14 protein-coding genes are annotated in these 13,692 nt (G+C 47.2%); all 14 read left to right on the forward strand.

Translation table 11 applies throughout. The annotated features are described in order from the left end of the window. Window positions 1-10: 10 nt before the first annotated feature. Entirely contained in the window at window positions 11-1,753 is a 1,743-nt protein-coding gene (gene fliF, locus OCV52_RS04180) for a flagellar basal-body MS-ring/collar protein FliF (protein WP_102423452.1), read from the forward strand. Continuing rightward, complete coding sequence (gene fliG, locus OCV52_RS04185) at window positions 1,746-2,807, forward strand: flagellar motor switch protein FliG (RefSeq protein WP_004739838.1); 1,062 nt, start codon at window positions 1,746-1,748, stop codon at window positions 2,805-2,807. Before fliF ends, fliG begins: the two co-directional genes overlap by 8 nt. Before the next feature lie 125 nt (window positions 2,808-2,932). Then, window positions 2,933-3,733, forward strand: a complete 801-nt coding sequence (gene fliH / locus OCV52_RS04190) for a flagellar assembly protein FliH (protein WP_004739840.1) — start codon at window positions 2,933-2,935, stop codon at window positions 3,731-3,733. Continuing rightward, window positions 3,733-5,052, forward strand: a complete 1,320-nt coding sequence (gene fliI / locus OCV52_RS04195; RefSeq protein WP_061033695.1) for a flagellar protein export ATPase FliI — start codon at window positions 3,733-3,735, stop codon at window positions 5,050-5,052. Before fliH ends, fliI begins: the two co-directional genes overlap by 1 nt. 19 nt (window positions 5,053-5,071) lie before the next feature. Then, a complete protein-coding gene (fliJ, locus tag OCV52_RS04200) occupies window positions 5,072-5,509 on the forward strand; it encodes a flagellar export protein FliJ (RefSeq protein ID WP_008218280.1) in 438 nt (145 codons plus the stop codon). 180 nt (window positions 5,510-5,689) lie between these two features. Beyond that, window positions 5,690-7,819 carry a flagellar hook-length control protein FliK gene (locus OCV52_RS04205; protein WP_137407292.1) on the forward strand — a complete coding sequence of 710 codons (2,130 nt, stop codon included), beginning with the start codon at window positions 5,690-5,692 and terminating at the stop codon, window positions 7,817-7,819. A gap of 90 nt (window positions 7,820-7,909) precedes the next feature. After that, window positions 7,910-8,398 carry a flagellar basal body-associated protein FliL gene (gene fliL, locus OCV52_RS04210; RefSeq protein ID WP_004739848.1) on the forward strand — a complete coding sequence of 163 codons (489 nt, stop codon included), beginning with the start codon at window positions 7,910-7,912 and terminating at the stop codon, window positions 8,396-8,398. Between the two features lie 7 nt (window positions 8,399-8,405). Continuing rightward, the gene (fliM, locus tag OCV52_RS04215; protein WP_004739850.1) at window positions 8,406-9,449 is read left to right on the forward strand and encodes a flagellar motor switch protein FliM; all 1,044 of its coding nucleotides are present in this window, start codon (window positions 8,406-8,408) and stop codon (window positions 9,447-9,449) included. 29 nt (window positions 9,450-9,478) lie between these two features. Further along, window positions 9,479-9,889 (forward strand): flagellar motor switch protein FliN, encoded by a 411-nt coding sequence (gene fliN, locus OCV52_RS04220; protein WP_004739851.1) that lies wholly within the window; start codon window positions 9,479-9,481, stop codon window positions 9,887-9,889. Beyond that, window positions 9,889-10,329: a flagellar biosynthetic protein FliO gene (gene fliO / locus OCV52_RS04225; RefSeq protein ID WP_008218293.1), complete on the forward strand. Its 441-nt coding sequence runs from the start codon at window positions 9,889-9,891 to the stop codon at window positions 10,327-10,329. Before fliN ends, fliO begins: the two co-directional genes overlap by 1 nt. Further along, window positions 10,316-11,245: a flagellar type III secretion system pore protein FliP gene (gene fliP / locus OCV52_RS04230; protein WP_206383564.1), complete on the forward strand. Its 930-nt coding sequence runs from the start codon at window positions 10,316-10,318 to the stop codon at window positions 11,243-11,245. The genes fliO and fliP overlap by 14 nt, the downstream gene beginning before the upstream one ends. 12 nt (window positions 11,246-11,257) lie before the next feature. Beyond that, on the forward strand, window positions 11,258-11,527 hold the full coding sequence (gene fliQ / locus OCV52_RS04235) for a flagellar biosynthesis protein FliQ (protein WP_004739854.1): 270 nt from the start codon (window positions 11,258-11,260) through the stop codon (window positions 11,525-11,527). Between the two features lie 6 nt (window positions 11,528-11,533). Further along, a complete protein-coding gene (fliR, locus tag OCV52_RS04240; RefSeq protein WP_137407293.1) occupies window positions 11,534-12,316 on the forward strand; it encodes a flagellar biosynthetic protein FliR in 783 nt (260 codons plus the stop codon). 9 nt (window positions 12,317-12,325) lie between these two features. Next, on the forward strand, window positions 12,326-13,456 hold the full coding sequence (flhB, locus tag OCV52_RS04245) for a flagellar biosynthesis protein FlhB (RefSeq protein ID WP_004739856.1): 1,131 nt from the start codon (window positions 12,326-12,328) through the stop codon (window positions 13,454-13,456). Window positions 13,457-13,692: the final 236 nt, after the last annotated feature.

Consider the following 13,692-nt stretch of genomic DNA (forward strand, 5'->3'; position numbering starts at 1 on the left):
TAGTTAAGTAGTGGCAGATAATAGTCAAACAACAGATTTAACCGTGAGCGATGGTAACGACCACGCACTCATTGCGGGTGCTGAGCTGGACGGAGAAGGGCAAAACCCGGATCTAGGTGAACGTAGTTCATCTAAATTTGATATGGCCGTAGGTGACCTCGATTTACTTCGTCAGGTCGTCTTAGTGCTGTCTATCTCAATCTGTGTCGCGCTTATTGTGATGCTGTTTTTCTGGGTGAAAGAGCCAGAAATGCGTCCATTAGGGGCTTATGAAACCGAAGAGTTGATCCCTGTTCTGGATTACTTAGATCAGCAAAAGATCGAGTACTCGCTTGAGGGTAATACCATCTCGGTGCCAGCAAGTGAATATAACTCCTTGAAGCTTAATATGGTTCGCGCTGGTTTGAACCAAGAGCGAAACGCAGGTGATGACATCCTCATGCAAGACATGGGTTTTGGTGTATCACAACGTTTAGAGCAAGAACGCCTCAAATTAAGCCGCGAAAGACAGCTTGCGAAAGCCATTGAGCAGATGAAGCAGGTGCGTAAAGCGCAGGTTTTATTGGCGCTGCCGAAGCAAAGTGTTTTTGTTCGTCATAATCAAGAAGCCTCTGCCTCTGTATTTCTAACCCTCAAAACGGGTACTAACCTTAAGCAGCAAGAGGTTGACTCTGTTGTCGATATGGTGGCGAGTGCCGTTCCGGGAATGAAAACGTCGCGTATTACCGTGACTGATCAACATGGCCGACTGCTGAGCTCCGGCTCTCAAGACCCTATGTCAGCGGCGCGTCGTAAAGAGCACGAGCTAGAGCGTAATCAAGAGCAAGCACTGCGTGAGAAAATTGACTCTATCCTTATTCCTATTCTTGGATTTGGAAACTACACAGCTCAAGTTGATATTCAGCTCGACTTTAGTGCGGTAGAACAAACCAGAAAACGTTTTGATCCTAACACGCCGGCAACGCGAAGCGAATACACCTTAGAAGATTACAATAACGGCAATACTGTCGCTGGTATTCCTGGGGCGCTGAGTAACCAACCTCCATCAGATGCGTCTATCCCTCAAGATGTCGCTCAGATGAAAGATGGCGCCATGACTGGGCAGGGCTCGGTTCACAAAGAAGCAACGCGAAACTTCGAATTAGATACCACCATCAGTCACGAACGTAAGCAGACTGGAACGGTGAACCGTCAAACAGTATCGGTAGCGATTAAAGACCGTCAATCCATCAACCCAGATACGGGTGAAGTGGTGCACACGCCAATCCCAGCTAGCGAAATCAACGCGATTCGCCAAGTGCTGATTGGTACGGTCGGTTTTGATGAAAGCCGCGGTGACTTATTGAATGTATTAAGCATGCAATTCGCACCACAAATCACAGATGTGGTTCCTGATGTGCCAATCTGGGAGCACCCTAACTTTAATGATTGGGTACGTTGGTTTGCGAGCGCGTTGGTTATTATTGTTGTGGTGTTAGTTCTTGTTCGCCCTGCGATGAAGAAACTGCTTAACCCAGCCGCAGACAATGATGACCAAATGTACGGCCCAGACGGCATGCCAATTGGTGCCGATGGCGAGACCAGCCTAATTGGTGGTGACATTGAAGGCGGCGAGCTGTTTGAATTTGGTTCAAGCATTGACTTACCGAACCTTCATAAAGATGAAGACGTGCTGAAAGCAGTACGTGCACTTGTAGCGAATGAACCAGAGCTAGCAGCTCAAGTAGTTAAGAATTGGATGGCAGATGGCTAACGAAATTGTTCCACAACAAGCTGAAGGCGGTGAAGTGCTTGATGTCTCAAGTGTGGATATCGGCTCTATCTCAGGCGATGAGCGCGCTGCGATCTTATTGCTAAGTTTGAACGAAGAAGACGCGGCCGGCATTATTCGCCACCTAGAACCTAAGCAGGTTCAACGTGTGGGTAGTGCAATGGCGCGAGCTACAGATTTGTCTCAAGAAAAAGTAGGCGCAGTGCACCGTGCTTTCTTAGATGATATTCAGAAGTACACCAACATCGGTATGGGCAGTGAAGACTTCATGCGTAATGCACTGGTGGCTGCTCTGGGTGAAGACAAGGCCAACAACCTTGTTGACCAAATCCTTCTGGGAACCGGCTCAAAAGGCTTGGATTCTCTTAAGTGGATGGATCCTCGTCAGGTGGCAAGTATCATCATCAACGAGCACCCGCAGATTCAAACCATCGTGTTGTCTTACCTAGAAGCCGATCAGTCTGCTGAGATTTTGTCCCAGTTCCCTGAGCGTGTACGTCTAGATTTGATGATGCGTATTGCTAACCTTGAAGAAGTTCAACCTTCGGCGCTTGCTGAGCTGAACGAAATCATGGAGAAACAGTTCGCGGGTCAAGCTGGTGCGCAAGCGGCCAAAATTGGCGGCCTGAAAGCAGCGGCAGAGATCATGAACTACATGGACAACAACGTAGAAGGTGTCTTGATGGATCAAATCCGCGATCAAGACGAAGACATGGCAACGCAGATTCAAGATCTTATGTTTGTCTTTGAAAACCTTATTGAAGTGGATGACCAAGGCGTTCAGAAACTGCTACGTGACGTACCACAAGACGTTCTACAGAAAGCACTTAAAGGTGCTGATGAAGGCCTGCGTGAGAAGATCTTCAAGAACATGTCTAAACGTGCTGCCGATATGATGAGAGACGATATTGAGGCGATGCCGCCAGTGAAAGTCTCTGACGTAGAAGCGGCTCAGAAAGAAATTTTGGGTATTGCGAGGAAGATGGCAGACAGTGGCGAGATTATGCTGTCTGGTGGCGCCGACGAGTTCCTTTAATACAGAAACCTCAAAAGCCCCACACCGTTGGGGCTTTTCTTTATCCAACCTCGAACCACAGATTAATTACAGTTTAACTGCCTGAATTTGAAAGCAGTTGGACTCACTCAGAAATAGGTACTGATATGTCAGGTGATAGAAAACGCGGCTTCCTTCGCCCTGAAGAAGATAATACGGTTGCCCAACCTCAGAAATGGGGGCTACCTGATTACACCTCTGATGTGAGTAAACAAGCCAAAGAAACGGCATTTAACTACGATCCGGGTTGGATGCCAACGGTTGAAGAAGCGATCGAAGAAGAAGAGCTGATTCTGACCGAAGAACAAATCGAACTGATCAAGCAAGGCGCTTATCAAGAAGGTTTGCATCAAGGTCAGGAAGCTGGCTTCAAGCAAGGTTACGAAAAAGGCAAAGAAGAAGGTTTTGCCGCGGGCCATGCCGAAGGTAATGAAGCAGGTAAGCTCGAAGGCGTTACCGCTGGTCAAGAGTACATTCAACAACAAGTCGCTATCTTTATGGGGCTCGCAAACCAGTTTGCTCAACCTTTGGAGCTGATGAACGCTCAGGTTGAAAAGCAGCTGGTGGATATGGTGCTGACCATGGTTAAAGAGGTGGTGCACGTTGAAGTTCAGACTAATCCACAAATCATCCTAGATACCGTGAAAGAATCAGTCGAATCGCTGCCGATCTCTGGCCACGCTATCACCTTGAAGCTTAACCCGGAAGACGTCACGATCATTCGCTCTGCGTATGGGGATACGGAACTGGATTGTCGCAATTGGACATTAGTTTCAGAACCAGCACTTAACCGTGGCGATGTACAGATTGAAGCGGGTGAATCGAGTGTGAATTATCGAATGGAAGAGCGTGTGAAGAACGTTATCCAGAGCTTCTGTGGTGCTAATCGTCATCAAGGTCATGCGTAATGCTTGAGTTAGCAAATCGTCTCAGCCAATACAAAGTCGAAGGGCTAAAATCACGTCCCGTTGCTTCTGGTAAGTTGGTGCGGGTAGTCGGACTAACCCTTGAAGCAACCGGCTGCAAAGCGCCGATCGGCAGTCTGTGTTTAGTTGAAACCATGTCTGGTCAGATGGAAGCTGAAGTCGTTGGCTTCTCTGGTGATAACCTATTTCTGATGCCGAGTGAACAAATCACAGGGATCTTACCTGGTGCTCGTGTCACCCCTATGACCTCTGAAAGTGGTATTCCGGTGGGTATGGAACTGCTTGGCCGTGTTATCGACGGTGTGGGCAACCCATTGGATGGGCTTGGTCCTATCTATACTGAGCAACGCGCATCATTCAGTGCCGAACCGATTAACCCTTTGGCTCGTAAGCCAATTTCTGAACCACTTGATGTTGGTTTGAAAGCAATTAACGGTTTGTTGACGGTAGGTAAAGGGCAACGTATCGGTCTGTTCGCAGGTTCTGGTGTTGGTAAATCCGTAACACTAGGTATGATGACTCGAGGTACCACAGCGCAAGTGGTTGTGGTGGGCTTGATTGGTGAGCGTGGACGCGAAGTAAAAGAGTTTATCGAAGAGATTCTTGGTGAAGACGGCCGTAAGCGATCGGTTGTAGTTGCTGCGCCTGCCGATTCATCACCATTGATGCGACTGAAAGGCTGTCAAACGGCGCTAACGGTGGCGGAATATTTCCGTGACCAAGGTTTAGATGTCCTGCTCTTGATGGACTCACTGACCCGTTTTGCACAGGCTCAGCGTGAAATCGCACTATCTGTTGGCGAGCCGCCAGCAACCAAAGGTTATCCGCCATCGGTATTTGCTAAGTTACCAGCGCTGGTTGAACGTGCGGGTAACGGCAATGATGAGCAAGGCTCGATCACGGCTTTTTTTACAGTATTAACCGAAGGCGATGATCTACAAGACCCAATCGCCGATGCCTCACGGGCGATCCTCGATGGCCACGTTGTGTTGTCGCGTGAAATGGCAGATGCGGGTCATTATCCTGCGATTGATGTTGAGAAATCTGTCAGCCGTGTAATGCCTCAAATCACCACCGAAGAACATGTGTTGATGTCGAAAGCCGTAAGACAAGTGCTTTCTATCTGCCGTAAGAACCAAGACTTGGTGTCGATTGGTGCTTACAAGCCGGGGACCGATCCCGCGATTGATAGCGCCTTCACCTTGAAGCCGAAGTTAGATGAGTACTTGCAGCAGAAGATGAAAGAAACAGTGCCATACGACATGTGCGTCAACATGTTGAAACATGTACTGGGTGGCTAACAGGTGATTAAGGTTAGTCATGGATAACGCATTAGAGTTTCTTCTCGACCAAGCAAAAGACCAAGAAAACCAAGCGGTATTAGCGCTCAACAAAGCGAATGCGGAGCTGCAAGGTTATTACGAACAGGTTGCGCAGATTGAAAAGTATCGACTGGATTATTGTCAGCAACTTGTTGATAGAGGCAAGGCAGGGCTAACTGCCAGTCAATATGGGCATTTGAATCGCTTCTTAACTCAATTGGATGAAACGCTTTCTAAACAGCGAGAAGCGGAGCATCACTTTAAAAATCAGGTCGATAACTGCCAAAACTACTGGATGGAACTGCGGAAGAAACGTAAATCCTATGAGTGGTTGATGGAGAAGAAGCAGAAAGAGAAAGCCAAACTGCAGGATCAAAGAGAACAAAAGCAGATGGATGAGTTTTCGACTTTGCTTTATAGCCGTAAGAAGATGTGATCCCGAGCCATGAATCCTACTGGCGCTGTTCACATGGTGATTAGCCGAGTTTTCTAGGCATGTTTCTTGCTCTGTTTTATATAAAATTGCGCCTTGTGCCTGCCAAAGGTATGAAAAGCATCCGACTTTCTTTTTGTTGCCTGTTTATGGTGGCAAAGCTAGTAGATAGAGCTTGTATATATGAACGTTAGTCCTTCTTCAAATTCAGCGACCAACACAACGTCTTCGTTGTTGGACACCGGTTCTGCCGCTTCAAAGGTAGAGGAAACCGGCGACTCAAAAGGTTTCTTTGAATCTTTCAAAGAAGCTATTGGCTTTGAAGAAAGTGGCAATAAAAAAGCTGAGGTGAAAGGCACAGAAAGTGCTGAGAAATCTGATGCTAAGCAAGCGGCTAAGGAAGGTGAAGCATCAGCTGAAGTGAAGACACCTGACTCTACAGATGAAGTGAGTAAGGCGAAAAGCGAGCAAGTGGCTTCAGAAGTCGAGGGCGAGAAAACCACTGTAGAGGCTGTGTCCAGCTCAGAGCCACAGCTCAAAGCAAATTCAACCGATGATGCAGCTATCGCTAACAAGGCGGATGGGAAAGATGAGTCGGTTAAGAGCAACGACTCTATAGAACCGGTAGCGCAACCTAAAGGCCAAGCTTCATCAGCGGTAGACGAATCGACTCAAGCATCGCAAGCGGCGGCTGCGATGAATGAAGGAAACAAGTTATTAGGTCAGTTGGATGAGGCAAATAAAACGCTGAATCAGACTCCAAACGGCAAAGCCTTGCCACAACAGTCTCAGTTAGAACAGGCTCCGTTCGAAAAAGCTCAAGGTAATACTCCAGGAGCTTCTGTTGCAGGCTTATCTGCTGCAGGTGAAGTGGGTAAGCAACTCCAGCAAACTCACTCAGCGAATCAAGGTAGCGCGCTAGAAGTGGACTCTGAAATTGCTGTGCTGACTGGCGGGAAAGGCGTTTCCCAATTAACAGATGATGAAATTCGTCAGTTGATGGATAAAGGCGTTACTCCAGAGCAGATTGAAGCAAGCATGAGCCGAGATCTCAGCCAGAAAAATGCGGCACAAGCAGAAGTTGCAGGACAAAGCCAAGCACTGTCTCCAGCAGATATTGAGTTGGCAAAACAGGTAGATGCACACACCAAAGCACTCAATCAACTGAATGCTCAGATTGAGTCAAAACAGTCTGTTGTTGATGGTCTACTGCAGAAGCAGCAAAGTGGCGCAAGTTTGACAACAGATGAACAAGCGATGCTGGCTAAAACGACCGCTGAGTTAGACGTTTTGGATAAACAACTCGTAAACGTTCAGCAACAAGCAACGGCTTTATTGAGCCAAGCTCCGGGCGCAAACAATGCCTCTGCTGAGCCTGTTGCGATTGATTGGGATAATACAGATTCAAATGAAGCCAAAGCTTTAGCAGCGGCAGCTTCAACAGCAGCGGTTGCGACAGCTGCGCAGCAAACTACGGCACAAGCTGCAGCGCAATCTGCAAGTCATTCGGCTACCACTCATGCAGCGACGGATAAAGCAGCAATGTTGCACGCTAATAATACGCATGTAGCCCAACAGGCAGCTGCTCAACAAGCTAATGTCACAGCACAACAGCCACAAGCTGCGTTGGATCCGGCGTTAACCGCGCAAGGTGTGGCGCTGAATGCAGCACCCGCCGCGACAAAAGCGGGTTCAACAGATATGTTACTTAAGGCCGGTGCAGGAGCAGCTGCTCTTTCCGGTCTTGGCAAAGCTGGAACTAAGGAAGATTCGAAAGACACCACATTTGCTCAGCAGATCGCTTCTGCGGCTGGCGTGCAAGGCGGAGCGAACGCAGGTTCGGCACCAACACGAGCCGAGATTCAAGCCGCTCAACAGGCACCGTTGCAGCTGACTAAAGAGCTAGCAAACGAACAGGTCGCTGAAAAAGTACAAATGATGATGTCTAAAAACCTTAAGAACTTAGACATTCGACTCGACCCACCAGAGTTGGGTCAGATGAAGATCCGTATGACTATGAACAATGACGTGGCGAACGTGCATTTTACGGTGAACAGCCAACAGGCGAGGGATGTAATTGAACAAACCTTACCTAGATTGAGAGAGATGCTTGCTCAACAGGGTATGCAGCTTGCCGATTCATCCGTTCAACAGCAAAGTTCAGGTCAGGGGCAAGACAGATACAACAGTGGTGAGCAACAAACAGGCTCTAACCGCACAAATGATACCCAAGGTGATGAAAACCTTGATAGTGGCAGCAATCTTGAATTGAATGTCGCATCAAAGCGTGATGGAATTAGTTATTATGCCTAATATCAGGCTGAGCGCATTTAATTGATAGATAGAACCAGCTGATAGAAAGAACCGTCAGTTAATCGAAAGAACAGGAAGTTAGAGTAAAGTATGGCAGAAGTACAAGATGCACCTAAAGGAAAGAGTAAGCTCCTTATTATCATTATAGCGGTCGTTGTTTTACTGCTTGGTATCGGTGGTGCGCTGTTCTTTTTCTTAGGCTCCGATGATAGTGCCTCAGAATCTCAGTCTCAGCCAGCAACAGCTGTGGTTGCAGCAGAGCCTGTTATGTATGTGAATATTCCTCAGCCCTTCTTGTTCAATGTAACAGGTGATAAAAAAGATCGCCTAGTTCAGATAAAGGCACAGCTGATGGTGCGTGGTAGCAAGAATGAAGACCTGGCGCGTTACCACTCTCCACTAGTAGAGAGCACATTGCTCGCAACGTTCGCTTCGGCAACGGTTGACCAACTTCGCTCACCAACAGGGCGAGTGGAACTGCGTGATAAAGCGACAGAAGATATTAAAGCAAGTCTGGCTCAAGCTGTTGGCCAGCCTGTGATTGAAAAAGTGTTATTCACTGACTTCGTAATTCAATAGGTAATTTGTGACCGATTTATTAAGCCAAGACGAAATTGATGCGCTGTTACACGGCGTTGACGATGTTGAAGAAGTTGAAGATGTCTTAGAGACCGACAATGACAGTGCGGTCAATTTTGACTTCTCCTCTCAAGATCGAATCGTCCGTGGTCGAATGCCGACCCTTGAACTTATTAACGAGCGTTTCGCACGTCATATGCGAATTAGCTTATTTAATATGTTGCGTAAAACGGCTGAAGTGTCGATTAACGGCGTACAGATGATGAAATTTGGTGAGTACCAAAACACCCTGTACGTACCAACCAGTTTAAACATGGTGCGTTTCCGTCCGCTTAAAGGTACGGCGCTGATCACCATGGAAGCTCGTCTTGTTTTCATTCTTGTTGAAAACTTCTTTGGTGGTGATGGTCGCTTCCACGCCAAGATTGAAGGCCGTGAGTTTACGCCAACGGAAAGACGTATTATCCAGCTGCTGCTGAAGATTGTATTTGAAGATTACAAAGAAGCTTGGTCACCAGTAATGGGGGTTGAGTTTGAATACTTGGATTCTGAAGTGAACCCGAGTATGGCGAACATTGTGAGTCCAACCGAAGTGATCGTTGTGAGCTCATTCCATATTGAAGTGGATGGCGGCGGTGGTGACTTCCACGTAGTCATGCCTTACTCCATGGTTGAGCCGATCCGTGAACTGCTTGATGCGGGCGTTCAATCAGACAAAATGGAAACCGATGTTCGTTGGAGCACGGCACTGCGTGATGAAATCATGGATGTGCCTGTTAACTTCCGCGTTAACCTTCTAGAGCAAGATATCTCACTACGTGACTTAATGGAGCTGCGCCCTGGTGATGTCATTCCAATGAACATGCCTGAGCACGCGACCATGTTCGTAGAAGAGTTACCGACCTACCGTGTAAAAATGGGGCGCTCGGGTGAAAAACTCGCGGTACAGATTTCTGAAAAAATTCAAAGACCTCATGTGGTCAAAACTGATCTCGCTTTCCTAGGCAAAGACTTAATGTCTGAACTAGAAAACAGCGATGATAACGAATAGCAAAATAGATAAAAGTATAGGAATTGGTAATGGAACCTAGTGAAGATCAAAAGCTAGCAGACGAATGGGCTGCAGCGCTTGGTGAAGACCCTTCTGCACCGTCAATTGATGTTGACGATGTGCTTGCGGCACCACTTGATGAGCTAACTGATTCATCGTCTCCGATTTCTGAAGACGAGCGCCGCAAGCTGGATACCATTATGGATATTCCAGTCACTATTTCTATGGAAGTTGGCCGCTCTCAGATCAGTATCCGTAACCTTCTGCAATTGAACCAAGGTTCGGTTGTAGAGTTAGACCGTATTGCTGGTGAGTCACTGGATGTGATGGTTAATGGTACTCTGATTGCTCACGGTGAAGTGGTTGTGGTGAACGACAAATTTGGTATTCGTTTGACCGACGTAATTAGCCAAACAGAACGTATTAAGAAGCTACGTTAATGCGCTTATCGTCTCTAAGGTTGACGAGTTTACCTCAAGGGCTGAAGAGCTTATCTCGAGCAATAGTTGGAGTAGGGCTGTTTGCTATTCCTTCTGTTGCCTTTGCAGCAACCCCACCTTCTCTTGATTTAGCGACCACTTTTGGGTCGCTAATTTTCGTTATAGCCTTCATTTTATTTATTGCTTGGTTGCTTAAGCGCATGCAAGTGCCAGCGATGTCCAATCAACAAGGTTTAGCGATTGTTAGACAAATCCCTGTGGGCACAAAAGAGCGTATCGCTATTGTGCAAGCGGGCGATGAGCAGTTCTTGGTGGGCATTACCACTCAATCTATTCAGCTGATCTCTAAGCTTGATAAACCTCTTACTCAGGAGATGCTGGAAAAAAGTACATTCTCAAGTCAGCTTTCCCAGCTCATGAAAAAAGATGCAAACAAATAACGGACTTTTGAACTCATCTTACTTTTACCAAACCGGAGCTTTCCGTGTGGTGAAAGTGCTGCTGGTTCAGCTTACTCTTCTCTGTACCCTTTTGTTTAGTGTGTCGGTATTTGCACAGGCTGAAGACGGCACTGTTATTCCCGCCAACACCGCGGGCTCAGAGTCGGTCACCATCAGCACGATGGAACAAGACCAAGCCAAATCGACCACCATGACTACCGGTAGCTTGACGGGTAACGGGGGCGGCATTCCTGCCTTCACCATGACGACCAATGCTAACGGTGGTGAAGACTACTCGATCAACCTGCAAATTCTTGCGTTGATGACTATGCTTGGTTTTTTACCGGCAATGGTCATTCTGATGACTTCGTTCACCCGTATTGTGGTGGTGATGTCTATTCTGCGTCAGGCAATGGGTCTGCAACAAACGCCATCGAACCAAGTCATCATTGGTATCGCAATATTCTTGACCTTCTTCATCATGTCACCGGTGATCAATCAGGTGAATGAGCAGGCGGTTCAACCTTATCTGAATGAACAGATCACGGCACGACAAGCATTTGATGTTGCCCAAGGGCCGATCAAATCATTCATGCTCAAGCAGACTCGAATTAAAGATCTGGAGACCTTTGTTGAGATCTCTGGAGCGGAGGTGACCAACCCTGAAGATGTTTCAATGGCAGTGCTGATCCCTGCGTTTATCACCTCTGAGCTCAAAACCGCGTTCCAGATTGGCTTTATGCTGTTCTTGCCGTTTTTGATTATCGACTTGGTGGTGGCGTCGGTATTGATGGCGATGGGTATGATGATGTTGTCACCAATGATCGTATCGCTGCCGTTTAAGCTGATGCTGTTCGTTCTTGTTGATGGTTGGAACCTGATACTCTCTACACTCGCCGGCAGTTTTGCCTTGTAGCTGGGGGACATCATGAATCCTGAAATATTCGTAGAGTTGTTCCGAGACGCACTTTGGATGGTGTTAATCATGGTTTGCGCCATCATTATTCCCAGCCTGCTTATTGGTTTGGTCGTCGCTATTTTCCAAGCAGCGACCTCTATCAATGAACAAACATTGAGTTTCCTGCCGCGTTTGATCGTGACCTTATTGGCCTTGATGCTGTTTGCGCACTGGATGACTCAGATGATGATGGAGTTCTTTTTTGAACTCATCGAACGTTTACCTCAAGTTCTGTATTAAACTGATATGGAATACCCAACGAGCCTTGTACTAGAGTGGTTAGCCAATTATTTTTGGCCTTACACTCGCATCTCAGCCATGCTGATGGTGATGACGGTCACCGGTGCACGTTTTGTGTCGCCGCGTATTCGTCTGTATTTAGGTTTGGCGATTACCTTCGCAGTAATGCCTGCAATTCCCGCAGTTCCCAAAGAGATTGAATTGCTCTCTTTCCAAGGCTTCCTAACTGTCTTTGAACAAATTGTGATTGGTGTGGCGATGGGCTTTGTCACTCAGTTTATGATTCAAACCTTTGTTATGCTCGGTCAGATCCTTGGTATGCAATCGAGCTTGGGTTTCGCCTCTATGGTCGACCCGGCAAACGGTCAGAACACGCCGGTATTGGGTCAGCTCTTCATGCTACTTGCCACAATGTTCTTCTTGGCGACCGATGGTCACTTGAAGATGTTGCAGTTGGTGGTATTCAGTTTTAAAACTCTGCCGATTGGCAGTGGGTCTCTGACCTCGGTCGATTTTCGCGAGCTGGCATTATGGCTCGGCATCATGTTCAAAGCGGCATTGGCGATGTCATTGTCGGGTATTATCGCGTTGCTGACGATAAACCTGTCATTCGGTGTAATGACGCGTGCCGCGCCTCAGTTAAATATCTTTTCTTTGGGTTTTGCATTTGCGCTACTCGTGGGTCTGTTACTTTGTTGGTACGTCCTTGGCGGCTTATATAGTCACTATGAGCTATTTTGGATGCAAGGCGAGCAACAGATATGTCGTCTAATCCGGTTAGATTGCTAGGAGACTGAAATGGCAGAGTCAGACGGTCAAGAACGCACAGAAGACGCCACGCCCAGACGCTTGCAACAGGCCAAAGAGAAAGGGCAGGTTGCAAGGTCAAAAGAGCTGGCGTCAGCATCGGTATTAATTGTCGGTGCCGTTGCACTAATGTGGTTTGGTGAATCGATGGCGAAGGCGCTGTTCGAGGCCATGCAACGCCTGTTTTCTTTAAGCCGCGATGAAATCTTTGATACCAATAAACTACTGGAAATTGCTGGTGGTTCATTGGTGAACTTGCTGTTTCCGCTGTTCTTAATTCTGATCACCTTGTTTATTGCGGCTGTTATTGGCGCAGCAGGTGTTGGCGGGATTAATTTCTCGATGCAAGCTGCGATGCCAAAGGCGTCTAAGCTCAATCCACTCAGTGGTATCAAGCGTATGTTTGGCCTACAAAGCTGGGTTGAACTGATTAAATCGATTTTGAAAGTGGCGCTGGTATCGGGGATGGCGGTTTATCTGATTCAAGCCTCTCAACATGACTTAATGCAGCTCAGCATGGATGTCTATCCACAGAATATCTTTCACGCCTTGGATATCTTACTTAACTTCATTCTCCTGATAAGTTGCTCTCTGCTAATTGTGGTGGCCATCGATATCCCATTCCAGATTTGGCAACACGCCGATCAATTGAAGATGACCAAGCAAGAAGTGAAAGACGAATTTAAAGACACTGAAGGTAAGCCGGAAGTGAAAGGAAGAATTCGTATGTTGCAAAGAGAAGCAGCTCAGCGCCGTATGATGGCAGATGTGCCTCAAGCGGATGTCATTGTCACCAACCCGGAACACTTCTCGGTGGCTTTGCGCTATAAGCAGAATCAAGATAAAGCGCCAATCGTGGTTGCGAAAGGTGTTGATCACATGGCGATGAAGATCCGTGAAATCGCCCGAGAACATGATATCTATATTGTTCCTGCACCACCGCTTGCGAGGGCGCTGTATCACACCACTGAGCTCGAACAACAAATTCCTGACGGTCTGTTTACCGCTGTCGCTCAAGTGCTTGCATATGTGTTCCAGCTAAAACAGTATCGAAAACGTGGTGGTGAGAGGCCAAAACTGCAAGATTCTAATATGCCGATCCCACCTGATTTACGTCATTAGATCAATTACTTGAGCTCAGCCTTATGAAGCTTGATAATAGAGGCATTAATTAGCTTCTGTTTGCCAACAAAGCGCTGATAAATTGACGTTCGATATTGGTACAGTGTTTGCTATATCAATCCCGAACATTATAAGCCGGTCATGGTAGACCTGATCACTATAAACCTTGTTGCTAAAACGTTGGCAACATAGCTTAGCCCTGAGCCCGACTTGTTGGCGAGAGGCTACAACATAGC

The sequence above is a fragment of the Vibrio chagasii genome (assembly GCF_024347355.1).
Classification (GTDB): domain Bacteria; phylum Pseudomonadota; class Gammaproteobacteria; order Enterobacterales; family Vibrionaceae; genus Vibrio; species Vibrio chagasii.

Coding starts and splice junctions, on each gene's coding strand:
- fliO (WP_008218293.1), top strand. CDS start 9,889: ATGCGCTTATCGTCTCTAAGGTTGACGAGTTTACCTCAAGGGCTGAAG.
- fliH (WP_004739840.1), top strand. CDS start 2,933: ATGTCAGGTGATAGAAAACGCGGCTTCCTTCGCCCTGAAGAAGATAAT.
- fliI (WP_061033695.1), top strand. CDS start 3,733: ATGCTTGAGTTAGCAAATCGTCTCAGCCAATACAAAGTCGAAGGGCTA.
- fliP (WP_206383564.1), top strand. CDS start 10,316: ATGCAAACAAATAACGGACTTTTGAACTCATCTTACTTTTACCAAACC.
- fliQ (WP_004739854.1), top strand. CDS start 11,258: ATGAATCCTGAAATATTCGTAGAGTTGTTCCGAGACGCACTTTGGATG.
- OCV52_RS04205 (WP_137407292.1), top strand. CDS start 5,690: ATGAACGTTAGTCCTTCTTCAAATTCAGCGACCAACACAACGTCTTCG.
- flhB (WP_004739856.1), top strand. CDS start 12,326: ATGGCAGAGTCAGACGGTCAAGAACGCACAGAAGACGCCACGCCCAGA.
- fliJ (WP_008218280.1), top strand. CDS start 5,072: ATGGATAACGCATTAGAGTTTCTTCTCGACCAAGCAAAAGACCAAGAA.
- fliG (WP_004739838.1), top strand. CDS start 1,746: ATGGCTAACGAAATTGTTCCACAACAAGCTGAAGGCGGTGAAGTGCTT.
- fliN (WP_004739851.1), top strand. CDS start 9,479: ATGGAACCTAGTGAAGATCAAAAGCTAGCAGACGAATGGGCTGCAGCG.
- fliL (WP_004739848.1), top strand. CDS start 7,910: ATGGCAGAAGTACAAGATGCACCTAAAGGAAAGAGTAAGCTCCTTATT.
- fliR (WP_137407293.1), top strand. CDS start 11,534: ATGGAATACCCAACGAGCCTTGTACTAGAGTGGTTAGCCAATTATTTT.